Here is a 12,971-nt window from a genome sequence, read left to right on the forward strand (position 1 = left end):
TATCATGACAAATAAAAAAGTACTATTAACAGGTGATCGCCCAACTGGGCAATTGCACATTGGGCATTATGTTGGTTCATTAAAGAACCGTGTTGCGATGCAAAATTCAGGTGACTATACACCATTTATTATGATTGCGGATAAGCAAGCATTTACAGACAATGCTCGCGACCCAGAAAAGGTTCATAATTCAGTATTGCAAGTTGCGCTAGACTACCTTGCTATTGGGATTGATCCAAGTAAGACAACTATCTTTATTCAAACTTCTGTCCCTGCGTTGTCAGAATTAACAGAATATTTCTTGAATTTGGTGACAGTTGCACGTTTGCAACGTAACCCAACTGTGAAGGCGGAAATTCAACAAAAAGGATTTGGTAGTTCAATTCCAGCTGGATTCTTTACATACCCAGTTTCTCAAGCAGCGGACATCGCCTTGTTTAAGGGTGAAGTTGTCCCGGTTGGGGATGACCAAGAACCGATGATTGAACAATCTCGTGAAATTATCCGTACATTTAACAACTATTACGGAGATATTTTGGTTGAGCCAGAAGCAGTTTTCCCACCAAAGGGACACGGGCGTATTCCAGGGCTTGATGGGGATGCTAAGATGTCTAAGTCATTAGGAAATGCTATTTACTTAGCTGATGACGAAGAAACATTGTGGACTAAGGTTAAGTCAATGTACACTGACCCAACACACCTTCATGTGGAAGATCCAGGACACGTTGAAGGAAACATGGTATTCACATACTTGGATATCTTTGATCCTGATACTGAAAAGGTTGCGGAGTTGAAGGCTCAATACCAAGCTGGTGGTTTGGGTGATATGAAGATTAAGAAGTACTTGTTTGAAGTATTGAACAATGAATTGGGCCCAATTCGTGAACGCCGTGCAAAGTTAGCTGAAAATCCTGAAGCAGTTATGCAAATGTTAGCTGAAGGATCAGCTAAAGCGCGTGCTGCTGCTGAAGTAACCATGCAAGAAGTTCGTGATGCAATGGGAATTAACTACTGGAACTAAAGTAAGGATAAATGACATGGGAAGTTATTTAGCGATTGTTGATTTAGGATCTAACTCAACCCGAATGGTGGTCGAAGAACTACAAGGTGATGGTGAATTCCGAGAGTTGAAGCGTCGAAAGATTGATACGCGTCTTGCTGAAGGGATGCAAGAAAATGCAGGCGCTTTGACGACTGATGCAATTAACCGTGTCTTGGATGCCTTACGTGAATTTCAAGATGTTTACATGCAATATCCGAATGTTAAAGTTCGAGGAATTGCAACTGCTGCAGTACGTGAAGCAACAAATCAAAGTGAATTTTTAGCACATGTAAAGCAAGCGATAAATCTTGATATTCAAGTCTTGTCAGGTGATGAAGAGGCTTATTATGATTATTTAGGTGTTGTAACATCATTGCCAGACGTCGAAGATGCCTGGTTACTAGATACAGGTGGTGCTAGTGTTGAATTAGCTGATATTGTGTCGCAGGCAGATCAAAATTTAACAAGTTTACCATTTGGGGCTGTGAATTTATCTGAAAAATTCAATTTGAATTTGGAAACGGTTGAATTGTCTTCAGTTGAAAGTGCAATGAAATCTGTGCAGCAACAATATTTCGATTTAGGCTGGATTAAGCCGCAAGGAGACCGACCTGTGGTGCTTCTTGGTGGCGCAAACCGTGTGCTAGCTAGACTGGATCGTGAACGTAAAGGTCTTTCAAACTCAAATGATTTTCATGGGTACAGGATGCAGGCGGCTGATATTATCCAAATTTTTAAAGAGATGGTCTTGATGCCGTGCTCAGAACGTCGTGTATTGTTGAATAAAGATGCTAATCGTGCCGACATTATGTTGGGTGGGTTGGTGCCTTTAGTAGTGCTTTTGAATCAAACTGGGGCAAAAGAAGTTTTGTTTTCATCTTCTGGCGTACGTGAAGGTTTGTTGCAAGAATACAAAAAACAATACTGATAATATTTATATTATATAAAGGTTGCGATGGATGACGTCGTAACCTTTTTTATATGAAAAAATAGTTATATTGAATGTGTTTTTTCATATCGGTCTTTGTGAAAATGTGGAGAAAAATATCTGATATTATGTGAATTTATTAGTGAAAAACATTGAAAACGATATTTAAACTATATTATATAGATTATGTGAAACGTTTTACTATCTACTATTCAGACGTATAGTATCAAAAAATATTGAAAAAAGAATGTGAAATTGAAAAAAGGTTGAGGTAGCGCGTTTGTGAAAACAAATGCGCTTTTTTTTATGAAAGAAGAAAAACACAAGCTGGCGCACTCTCTAAAAGTAAGTTAATTTAATGTATGTTAATTTTTGCAAGGAATTGCAAAAACAAATCGAATGCCGTAAGGCAATACATATATAATTTGAAAACTTTATTGGGAGGGTAGACGAATGATTAACAAAATGAAAATTTCAGGACGTTTAATGACAGTAGTCGTTACAGTTGTACTTGGTTTATTTGTGGGGACACATGTTCAAGCGAATGTTATTGATGCCTCACCCTTCATGGATAAGGTTTCGACGAATGTGAAAGAATTCCACCCACGTGAAACGGGTGAAATTACAATTGAATTTAGTGAAAAGAATGGGCACACATTTAAGCCTGGAGATGAAATTGTCTTTAAGTTGCCAGCAGAATTAAAGGGATTTGGGCAAAATATGTGGCTAGACGATTTTGCGCAGGTGCGTGTCTTAAAGGATCGCGTTGTTGTGAAGTTTACTGGTAAGATTCATGACCGTAAGAATACTAAGATTAAGATTAGTTTTGGAGTAAAAGGTTCTGAAGATGTTGCACGTGGAAGTCATCGAGATGTGCCGCTTCATTTGGGAACGGCCATGGCTGATTACCCAAGTGTCTTGGTTCATGGATACCCTGAAGAAAACAACCAACAACAAGGTGATGTTGATTTTGCGTATAAGGGTGGAAGCGTTAACGAAGATGATGCTCGTTTGATTGACTGGTACATTGTTGTTAATCCAATGAATTTACAAGTTGCTGATGATGTATTTATTCGTGATGTTTTAGGATTTGGTCATGAACTGGTACCAGGATCAATTATGATTGATGGAGAGCCAGTGCCGGAAAAGCAAGATGTTTTAAATGCTAAGAAGCGTTCGTTTGATTTAGTGTTGAGCCAATCATTTGTAAATGGACGTGGTGTAGGTATTTTTTATCAAACACGTTTAAACAGTGTTGGGGAAAGCATGAAAAACCTAACCAATTCATTTACTGCAGATTTCCAGATTAAAAATGCTCGCAAGGATCAAATTACAGATTCTGCCTCAGTTAGTAACGTTTTGATGTCAGGATCTCTTGGTGGAGATATGGTGGAGCATCATGCTAACCAAGACGAAGAAGTTATTCCTGACGAATCAGGTAATCTAGAGACGTTGGAAGATGTTGAATCAGGCAATGCAACTGAAACAGAAGTTGAAAACCACGCAACGGAAAACGTTGAAACAAATCAACCAGAAATTCACGTTGATGTACGTGAAGAAGAGATTCCCGATGAATCAGATAAGTGGGAAGAACTAGAAGAGATCGAAACAAACAACGCGACTGAAACAGAAGTTGAGAACCACGCAACAGAAAATGTTGAAACAAACCAACCAGAAATTCACGTTGATGTACGTGAAGAAGAGATTCCCGATGAATCAGATAAGTGGGAAGAACTAGAAGAAATCGAAACAAACAACGCGACTGAAACAGAAGTTGAGAACCACGCAACAGAAAATGTTGAAACAAACCAACCAGAAATTCACGTTGATGTACGTGAAGAAGAAAAGGCTGATGAATCAGACAAGTTGGAAGAATTAGAAGAAATCGAAACAAACAACGCGACTGAAACAGAAGTGGAAAATCACGCAACGGAAAACGTTGAAACAAATCAACCAGAAATTCACGTTGATGTACGTGAAGAAGAAAACGTTGATGAATCAGACAAGTTGGAAGAACTAGAAGAGATCGAAACAAACAACGCGACTGAAACAGAAGTGGAAAATCACGCAACGGAAAATGTTGAAACGAACCAACCAGAAATTCACGTTGATGTACGTGAAGAAGAAAACGCTGATGAATCAGACAAGTTGGAAGAATTAGAAGAAATCGAAACAAACAACGCGACTGAAACAGAAGTTGAAAATCACGCAACGGAAAATGTTGAAACGAACCAACCAGAAATTCACGTTGATGTACGTGAAGAAGAAAATGCTGATGAATCAGACAAGTTGGAAGAACTAGAAGAAATCGAAACAAACAACGCGACTGAAACAGAAGTTGAAAACCACGCAACAGAAAACGTTGAAACGAACCAACCGGAAATTCACGTTGATGTACGTGAAGAAGAAAACGTTGATGAATCAGACAAGTTGGAAGAGTTTGATGAATCAGGTAATTTGAAGGATTTGGAAGACTACACTACGGGTGAAGATGATAACTTAGGTGTTCATCTTGAGACACATGAAGAGTTATTGGATGAATCAGACAAGTTGGAAGAACTAGAAGAAATCGAAACAAACAATGCGACTGAAACAGAAGTTGAAAATCACGCAACAGAAAACGTTGAAACAAACCAACCGGAAATTCACGTTGATGTACGTGAAGAAGAAAACGCTGATGAATCAGACAAGTTGGAAGAACTAGAAGGAATCGAAACAAACAACGCGACTGAAACAGAAGTTGAAAACCACGCAACAGAAAACGTTGAAACAAACCAACCGGAAAATCATGTTGACGTACGTGAAGAAGAAAATGCTGATGAATCAGACAAGTTGGAAGAATTAGAAGCAATCGAAACAAACAACGCGACTGAAACAGAAGTTGAAAACCACACAACGGAAAACGTTGAAACAAACCAACCGGAAATTCACGTTGATGTACGCGAAGAAGAAAACGCTGATGAATCAGACAAGTTGGAAGAATTAGAAGCAATCGAAACAAACAACACGACTGAAACAGAAGTTGAAAACCACGCAACAGAAAACGTTGAAACAAATCAACCGGAAATTCACGTTGATGTACGTGAAGAAGATGAGAATGTGACAGGGCATGAAGAATTACCTATGACTGGGTCAAAATCCAATTATTGGATCGTGTTACTAGGGGTTCTTATGATGTTTGGGCTTTTGTTTAAGCGTCGTATATTAAAGTAATTCCTAGGACATTTATTAATTTACGTGTTGGGTTTAGAATGTGACATAAAAAGCACCTAATTTTTTCGAATTGAAGAAATTAGGTGCTTTTCTTTTTTGAAAAACGAATATTTTGTAATTGGTATAGTCCGTAATGTGTGTTTTTTTGAATTTTTTGATGCTATACAGGTTTTTTGTTTTGTTTTCTGCTGCATACTAATTTATATGTTTTGATGTTGTTTTATGATGTGTTTGGATTCCTTTTGTGAATTTAATGTTGATTAAACGGCTCTGTGTAGCTTTATTGTATTTTTGTATACATTGTTCATATAGTTTATTGTAAACGGTGTCAATTATATGTTTTTATATCATTTGATGATTTAAATACGGTGTGCACTGTTTTAATATTCACGATTTTATTTTAAAAATAAATTACTTTGTCCTATGTAAACATTGATTTATAGCGGTTTTTTCTTCTTTTTTGATGTTTTTTTTTAAAAAACCGAAAATTTAAAAACTGGTATATGTTGTCTAGGCACTGTATCTTTAATTAAGTTGATAAGGACATATGAGTATCACATAGAAAACTTATTAAAAAATATTTTAAAAATAAATGTATGAGGAAGTAGTAATATGAAGAACGCAATGATCACACGACCAATTTGGGTTGTTATGGCAGTATTTAGTTTTGTGATTGCAATGTTTGTAGGTGTGAGCGCACATGCAAGTGTAATCGATTCATCTCCATTTGTGGATAAAATCACGTCATCTCAAAATGTATTCCAACCACGAGAAATTGGTGAGATTAGTATGGAGTTTAGTGAAAAGGAAGGACATGAATTCCAACCGGGAGATGAACTTGTTTTCACTCTTCCAGAAGAATTTAAGGGTTTCGCTAACAAGATGATGTTGGAAGACTATGCGGAAGTTATCGTTGAAGCAAACCGCGTACGTGTTATCTTTAATGATAAGGTTACAAAGAAAAACCACATTAAAGGAAGTTTGAAGTTTAGTATTAAAGCTACTGAAAATATTGAACGCGGAACATCAAAGGAAGTTAACCTAGACTTAGGTACTAAGGCTAACCCATTCCCTAACGTAACCGTGCATGGATATCCTGTTGCGAACGAAGGTGATGGTGGTAATCAAACTGCGCCTGACTTTGCTTACAAGGGTGGAAACGTTAATGAAAACGATGCAGAATTGATTGACTGGTACATTGTTGTGAATGCAGGCCGTTTGCAAGTGTCAGGAGATACACTAGTCCGTGACACGCTTGGTAAGGGTCACGAATTCGTAGAAGGGTCAATCACAATCAATGGGCAACCGCTGACTGCAGAACAAGGTAAGTTAGTTGTAAACGGTAATTCATTCGAAATGACTTTGCGTGATGCAGCTGTTAGTGGAAACACAATCGGAATTAACTACCAAACACGTTTGACTGAAGATGGTAAGAAGCAAAAGACGTTGTCAAATGACTTTAAGGCTGATTACCAAATCTTGAACGAATCACCAACTTCAATTGAAGGGGCATCAAGTGTTAAGAATGTTTTGATGTCAGGTGCCATTGAAGGTGATGAAGAAGAAGAAAAGACACCAACTGAAGAAACAGAAGAAATTCCATTTGAAGAAGTCGAAGAACTTGAAGAAGTAACACCAGATCACGGAAACGTTACTGAAGAAGAAGATAACATGCATAATGTGGACGAACCTAAGAAGGAAGAGATTCACGTTGATGAAACTGAAGAAGAAGTACCATTTGAAGAATTGGAAGAACTTGAAGAAGTAACACCAGATCACGGAAACGTTACTGAAGAAGAAGACAACATGCATAATGTGGATGGATCTAAGGAAGAAGAAATTCACGTTGATGGAACTGAAGAAAATGTACCGTTTGAAGAAGTAGAAGAACTTGAAGAAGTAACACCAGAAAATGGAAACGTTACAGAACAAGAAAACAATGCAAATGAATCAGCTGAAGTAACACAACCAGAAGTTCACGTTGCGCCAGAAGAAACAAAGCCAACTCCAGAAGTAATCGAACCTAAGAAGGAAGAAAAGGTTACTCCTAAGAAGGAGAACAAGACTACTCCTAAGGTGACTGCACCTAAGAAGGAAAACAAGACTACTCCTAAGACAGTTAAGGCAATCGTTCCTGCTAAGAAGGAAGAAAAGACAGTTGCGCCAGTATCAAAGAAGACTGTTGCTAAGTCAGAAACTGTTAAGGCTGCAGAATTGCCAAACACAGGTTCAGAAGATAACAAGTTGTTTGCAGTTGTTGGACTAGTATTGATGGCATTTGCTGGATTGTTGTTCCGCCGTCGTTCAGCTAAGTAATTAGTCGTTGCATATCTAATGAAATTTTTAACACATAAGTAAGACCACATACGTCTTAGGGTGTATGACACATAAAAAGCTCTAGCAAATATACTTGCTAGAGCTTTTTTCATTGCATGATAAAGATAGTTATTTAACAAACAAGTGATATAATAGTATCTAATTAAATGATGGAGGCGAATGTTATGACAACAGAGCAAGGTAAGTGGTTATCAAATTCTTTAAAGTATGAAGATGCTTTACTAACAGATTTGAAGGAAATGTTGGCAATTGAGTCAGTTCGTGATGATGCGGCAGCGACTGAATTGGCACCGTTGGGACCTGGTCCCGCAGCGGCTTTGGATAAGTTTGTTGCTTTAGCAGAACGCGATGGATTCCGTACAGGAATGTTTAAGAACCTAGTAGCATATGCAGAAATGGGACCAGAAGATGCAGAAGAATCTGTAGCCGTTATTGGTCACTTAGATGTTATGCCGGCCGGAGACGGTTGGACTAAGGATCCATTTACACCTACTATCGAAGATGGTCGTTTGTATGCTCGTGGCGCATCAGATGATAAGGGGCCTACTTTTACAGCGTACTATGCAATGAAGATGCTTAAAGACATGGGTGTTCCTTTGAAGCGTAAGATCACTTTTGTTGTGGGAATCGATGAAGAATCTGACTGGACTGGAATGGATGAATTCTTTGCAGAATATGGGGAACCAACAATGGGATTCTCACCTGATGCAGAATTCCCAATCATTAACGGTGAAAAGGGAAATGTTTCAGTTGTAACTCGCTTTAGCGGTGAAAATGGATCAGGTGATTACTTGGTTTCATTTGCTGCTGGTGAACGCCCAAACATGGTTCCAGGAACTGCGATTGCGGTTGTTAAGACTGATGCAGCAGCTGCAATGGTTGAATCTATGGAAGCCTACTTGGCGGCTGAAACTCGTGTAACAGGAGAAGCTTCTGTGGATGGTGATCAAGTAACATTTAAGTTCTTTGGTCGTCAAGTTCACGGTGCTAAGCCTGAAACTGGTTTGAATGCTGGGACATTCTTGGCGAACTTCCTACAAACTAAGAATTTTGATGCAGATGCAGCTGGATTCTTGGCTTTGCTAGGGGATAAGCTACATGATGATACAGTAGCTGAAAAGATTGGTGCAGCAACTCATGATGATTTGATGGGTGATTTGTCAATGAACGTTGGTATTCAACGTTTTGCTGCTAACGAAGATGGATTTATTGATGCTAACTTCCGTTACCCTCAAAATATTACAGCCGCACAAATCGAAGCTGATTTGCGTGATGCCTTGCCAGCGAAGTTTGCTGCAAGTGTTGCAATTGAAGGACACGGAATGACGCCGCACTACGTACCAGGGAATGATCCTCTTGTAGAAACGTTGCTACGTGTTTACCGTGAACAAACAGGATTGCCTGCAGGAGAACTTGTTATCGGTGGTGGAACATTTGGTCGTCTATTGAAGCGTGGAGTTGCGTTTGGAGCGATGTTTGAAGGTGTACCTGATACAATGCACCAAGCAGATGAATTCTACCCAGTAGCTGATTTGACACGTTCAATGGCTATTTTTGCACAATCAATGAACGATTTGGCTAATTATTAAGAAACTAATGATTGCTTGATGAGTAATGAATAATTAGGAGTGAAATTCAAAGGGATTTCACTTCTTTTTTTATGAGCTTTTTAAGGTGAAAACTGCTAAAATAAATGCAAATAATCAAAAAAATCGGGGGAAAACCAACATGTGGAAAAAGGTTGGAACAATTGTGTTAACCACTGTGGTATTGGGTGGTTTGGTGGGGACTAGTCATGTTTCTGCGATGGCAACTGGAGAGCAACAACGTGCGTTAAATAAGCCATATGTTGTATATGGAGATGCGGCACAGCAAAAGCATCAAATTGCACAAACGTTAGGTGTGACATCGAACTATACACAACTAACGACTAAAGGTAGTGATGCTGCGTATCTTGGCTTGCAAGGGGTAAGTGATAGTGTCATGATTAGTTCGGTTGCGTTGGCACCAGGAAAAGCAGGTGCAGGAACATTGGTTAATATTGAAGCGTTTGAAGCGAAGAACAATATTACACAAGTTACAGCCCAACAATATGCAATGGCGGCGACGATGGCAGGTGTTAAAGATGTTATTATCACTGTTACAGCTAATGTACCTGTTTCAGGAGAAGCAGCGTTGGCGGGTGTCTATAAAGCATTAGAAGCCGATGGTGTAGATTTAAACAATGAAAATACAACCGCAGCGAATGATGTTTTGTCATCTACATCAGCAGCCATTTCAGAAAATGCGAATGATGGTAAGTATGCGGGAAAACTAACATCGGCAGTAACACAAACAACTAGTGATTTAGCTGCGGATAAGCAAGCAGGTAAAAATATTACGATCAACATTATTATCGACAAGTTGATTGTTAATTTGGATAAGCAAGGGATTAAAGACCAAACAGGTGAAGCAAACATTAATGCAATTGCGAATTCAATTCAATTAGTCAATAATGCACCGATTTCAGATTCAGCGGACTTTGTGAAGTCAGCGAATAACTTAGCGGATACTTTATCTAATTCTGCTGGTGATTTGATGGCAAAAGCAAAAGACTTTGCGAATTCTCAAGACGCAAAAGAAGTTGCGAATTGGTTTACGATTAATATCTGGGAACCAGTTAAGAATTTCTTTAGTGGACTCTTTGGTGGTAATCAATAATTGAACAAATGTGATATCCTATTGGTGACAATAGGATATTGTTGTTTATTGCCAATGTATCGGTGATATGGAAAGAGAAAAGGTGAAGAATTTGCAACGTCGCGTCTTTGTAGTAACAGGAAATACAGGAACAGGAAAGACAACTGTTACAAAGTACCTGAATGAATTTTATGAAATGCCAAAAGTGATTACACACACTACACGTCCGCCTCGTGAAGGTGAAGAAGATGGCGTGGACTATTATTTTGAATCAAATGATAGTTTTGATCGTAATCATTTTTTGGAAGAAGTGAGTTACAGTGGTTATAAATATGGTTCTTCTGTTGAAGGGCTAGAGCGTGCGTGGGAAAAGAATCAATTAATTACAATTGTGCTAGATCCAATGGGCGCTGTGACTTATTTACAAGATTTACCAGAAGGTGAAGTTGTTGTTATTTATCTAGATGTCAGTGAACGAGCAGATTTGCTGGAACGTCTGGAAAAGCGTGGAGATGATGTTGAAGCAATTGCACAACGATTAAACAGTGAAGAATATCAACGTGATTTAATGATTTTGCCAGGATTAAAAGAACGCGCACATGTCGTGATGAATGATGATTGGGATGCGGCGCGTTCAGAAATTGATGAGATTGTACAATCGGCGATTAGAGTCTAACGTACAAGGAGGTATGTCATGAAAAAAAGAACACCACCATTTATTACTCCCGTTGCCTTGTTGTCACTCATAATTGCATTGAGTGCAGGGAATGCCGTGGTAAATGTTTCAACTAACACTCGTAATGGTGCGCCGGTTAAGGAAACGTCTGAGAAAAAGGATACTTCTTCTTTGAGTACGGAATCCGCTAACGAGGAAACAACTTCAAATAATACGACTAGTGAAACTTCAAGTGCAGTATCGAAGAGTCCGAATGACATCTCTGAGTCTGAATCAACTGTTAGTGGACAGAGTAATTCAGAATCTTCCGTGTTACCATCTGAATCATCATCATCGGTGACTTCAAGTTCATCTAGCTCAGAAGTTGTCGCAGACGTTGCGAAGAAGGAGGCGGAGTAATATGTTTTCGCTTTTAGATCTTTTTAATAGCTATTTTAGTGTCTTTAACGTAAATTCTCGGTTAAAGGGTCGCATCTATACGATTATCGACTTTTTTGGAGTCGCTTATTTGGCTCATCTAACATATGCGTATTTCAAGAATCAAGCATATATGCAAGGTGCGTTGTTGGGTTTGGCGATGTTGTTGATTTTTTACGTGGCACTTATTAATTTCATGTATTACTTTACAGAAAAATCTGTCAAATGGGATATTTCACCATTATTTGCGAAATATGTAGCCAATCCAGACGCTGCCGCAGGGAATAATGTCCAATTTGTACCAGCGAGTGGGTTGTATAGAACGGAAGATGTATTACCAGCGTTGGTCATATCTGAAGGGGAGCACCAAAAATATTTAGAAGAAATTGTAAATAAATTGGACGAACATGGATTGATTGAAGATGCATATGATAATCTTTCGGTTAAAGAGCAAGTCAAAGTTCTGAAAAATGGGAAAAACGTTTTATATGCGAACAATCGGATAGAGTTACCCTTTTATCGTTTGGAAAACGATGGTAATCGATTGATTGTGGTCGGTGGACTAAATGAAATGACGGCGCAACAATTGGGCCATGTTGAACAGGTTGGATTACAACCTGTTTCGATGGCTATGAAGCAATACGACTTTTTCGTCGCAACCGTTGGTATATCAGGCGGTACGGCTCATGAAATGGGTCGTAATGGGCTGTCTGAAGTGAAATATCCATACGAATTAAAGGTCGAATTAGCATACAAAAATAAAGAAGTCTAGCCAAAAGGCTAGGCTTTTTTTAATGCCTAAAAATGTAAACTTATATCACATACTGATTGACAATGTTCGGAATTTTGAATACTATGGGATAAAGTTCACTGGAAACCTCACAATGGTAGTAGTGATGTTTAATTAATAGAAAAAGCTAACGGTTGTTAGCGAGGAGGCCCAAATGTCAATGATCGAGTTTAAAGATGTCGAAAAGTATTATGGAAAGTTCCATGCTTTGAAAAACATTAATTTAGAAATCGATGCAGGTGAAACAGTGGTCTTGCTTGGCCCATCTGGGTCAGGTAAGTCAACATTAATTCGTACAATTAACGGACTAGAAACAATTGAATCAGGTCAATTAATTGTTAATGATCGTGATTTGGCAGATGAACACACGGACTTGAATATGATTCGTAAAGATGTGGGAATGGTATTCCAACATTTTAATCTATATGCAAATAAGACAATTATTGAAAATATTATGCTTGGCCCTCGTTTAGTTTTGAAGCGTGACGAAACTGAAAACCGTGAAATTGCAATGGCTTTGCTAGAACGTGTTGGATTGGCTGATCAAGCAGAAAAGTTCCCATCAGCGCTTTCTGGAGGACAACAACAACGTGTTGCGATTGCGCGTTCATTGGCAATGAAACCTAAGGCCATCTTATTTGACGAACCAACATCAGCGTTGGATCCGGAAATGGTTAATGGTGTTTTGAAAATTATGCGTGAAATCGCGGAAGATTCTTCAATGACCATGGTCGTTGTGACACATGAAATGGGATTTGCTAAGCAAGTTGCAGACCGTGTTATCTTTATGGCAGACGGTGAAGTCTTAGAAGATGCGCCAACTGCACAATTCTTTGAACATCCAAATGAACCACGTGCACGTCACTTCTTGTCACAAATTGTGCATTAG

Annotated in this window: 10 protein-coding genes; all 10 read left to right on the forward strand. The window is 38.7% G+C overall.

Translation table 11 applies throughout. From position 1 onward, the window contains the following. Positions 1-4: 4 nt before the first annotated feature. The 10 genes from trpS to WS08_RS00475 all read left to right on the forward strand — a co-directional run bounded on the left by trpS (position 5) and on the right by WS08_RS00475 (position 12,971). The gene (trpS, locus tag WS08_RS00430; protein WP_009495679.1) at positions 5-1,021 is read left to right on the forward strand and encodes a tryptophan--tRNA ligase; all 1,017 of its coding nucleotides are present in this window, start codon (positions 5-7) and stop codon (positions 1,019-1,021) included. Next, positions 993-1,970, forward strand: a complete 978-nt coding sequence (locus WS08_RS00435) for a Ppx/GppA phosphatase family protein (protein ID WP_242840319.1) — start codon at positions 993-995, stop codon at positions 1,968-1,970. The genes trpS and WS08_RS00435 overlap by 29 nt, the downstream gene beginning before the upstream one ends. A 453-nt stretch (positions 1,971-2,423) precedes the next feature. Then, the gene (locus tag WS08_RS00440) at positions 2,424-5,183 is read left to right on the forward strand and encodes an LPXTG cell wall anchor domain-containing protein (protein WP_038566597.1); all 2,760 of its coding nucleotides are present in this window, start codon (positions 2,424-2,426) and stop codon (positions 5,181-5,183) included. A gap of 612 nt (positions 5,184-5,795) precedes the next feature. Beyond that, positions 5,796-7,499 carry a collagen binding domain-containing protein gene (locus WS08_RS00445; RefSeq protein WP_009495675.1) on the forward strand — a complete coding sequence of 568 codons (1,704 nt, stop codon included), beginning with the start codon at positions 5,796-5,798 and terminating at the stop codon, positions 7,497-7,499. Positions 7,500-7,684: 185 nt separating this feature from the next. Then, positions 7,685-9,109 (forward strand): dipeptidase PepV, encoded by a 1,425-nt coding sequence (pepV, locus tag WS08_RS00450; RefSeq protein WP_009495674.1) that lies wholly within the window; start codon positions 7,685-7,687, stop codon positions 9,107-9,109. A 139-nt stretch (positions 9,110-9,248) separates the two neighbouring features. Further along, a complete protein-coding gene (locus WS08_RS00455) occupies positions 9,249-10,220 on the forward strand; it encodes a DUF1002 domain-containing protein (RefSeq protein WP_009495673.1) in 972 nt (323 codons plus the stop codon). Between the two features lie 91 nt (positions 10,221-10,311). Continuing rightward, positions 10,312-10,875, forward strand: coding sequence for an AAA family ATPase (locus tag WS08_RS00460; RefSeq protein ID WP_100223538.1), 564 nt, complete (start codon positions 10,312-10,314; stop codon positions 10,873-10,875). A gap of 18 nt (positions 10,876-10,893) precedes the next feature. Next, positions 10,894-11,274 (forward strand): hypothetical protein, encoded by a 381-nt coding sequence (locus WS08_RS00465; RefSeq protein WP_009495671.1) that lies wholly within the window; start codon positions 10,894-10,896, stop codon positions 11,272-11,274. 1 nt (position 11,275) lies between these two features. Beyond that, entirely contained in the window at positions 11,276-12,064 is a 789-nt protein-coding gene (locus tag WS08_RS00470; protein ID WP_009495670.1) for a DUF6681 family protein, read from the forward strand. Between the two features lie 172 nt (positions 12,065-12,236). Next, entirely contained in the window at positions 12,237-12,971 is a 735-nt protein-coding gene (locus tag WS08_RS00475) for an amino acid ABC transporter ATP-binding protein (RefSeq protein WP_272480952.1), read from the forward strand.

Source organism: Weissella tructae (assembly GCF_000732905.1).
In the GTDB taxonomy this organism is placed as follows: Bacteria; Bacillota; Bacilli; order Lactobacillales; family Lactobacillaceae; genus Weissella; species Weissella tructae.

What these genes read in the sequence shown, in the direction of transcription:
- WS08_RS00440 (WP_038566597.1), top strand. Translation starts at nt 2,424, where the DNA reads ATGATTAACAAAATGAAAATTTCAGGACGTTTAATGACAGTAGTCGTT.
- pepV (WP_009495674.1), top strand. Translation starts at nt 7,685, where the DNA reads ATGACAACAGAGCAAGGTAAGTGGTTATCAAATTCTTTAAAGTATGAA.
- WS08_RS00435 (WP_242840319.1), top strand. Translation starts at nt 993, where the DNA reads ATGCAATGGGAATTAACTACTGGAACTAAAGTAAGGATAAATGACATG.
- trpS (WP_009495679.1), top strand. Translation starts at nt 5, where the DNA reads ATGACAAATAAAAAAGTACTATTAACAGGTGATCGCCCAACTGGGCAA.
- WS08_RS00465 (WP_009495671.1), top strand. Translation starts at nt 10,894, where the DNA reads ATGAAAAAAAGAACACCACCATTTATTACTCCCGTTGCCTTGTTGTCA.
- WS08_RS00455 (WP_009495673.1), top strand. Translation starts at nt 9,249, where the DNA reads ATGTGGAAAAAGGTTGGAACAATTGTGTTAACCACTGTGGTATTGGGT.
- WS08_RS00470 (WP_009495670.1), top strand. Translation starts at nt 11,276, where the DNA reads ATGTTTTCGCTTTTAGATCTTTTTAATAGCTATTTTAGTGTCTTTAAC.
- WS08_RS00445 (WP_009495675.1), top strand. Translation starts at nt 5,796, where the DNA reads ATGAAGAACGCAATGATCACACGACCAATTTGGGTTGTTATGGCAGTA.
- WS08_RS00475 (WP_272480952.1), top strand. Translation starts at nt 12,237, where the DNA reads ATGTCAATGATCGAGTTTAAAGATGTCGAAAAGTATTATGGAAAGTTC.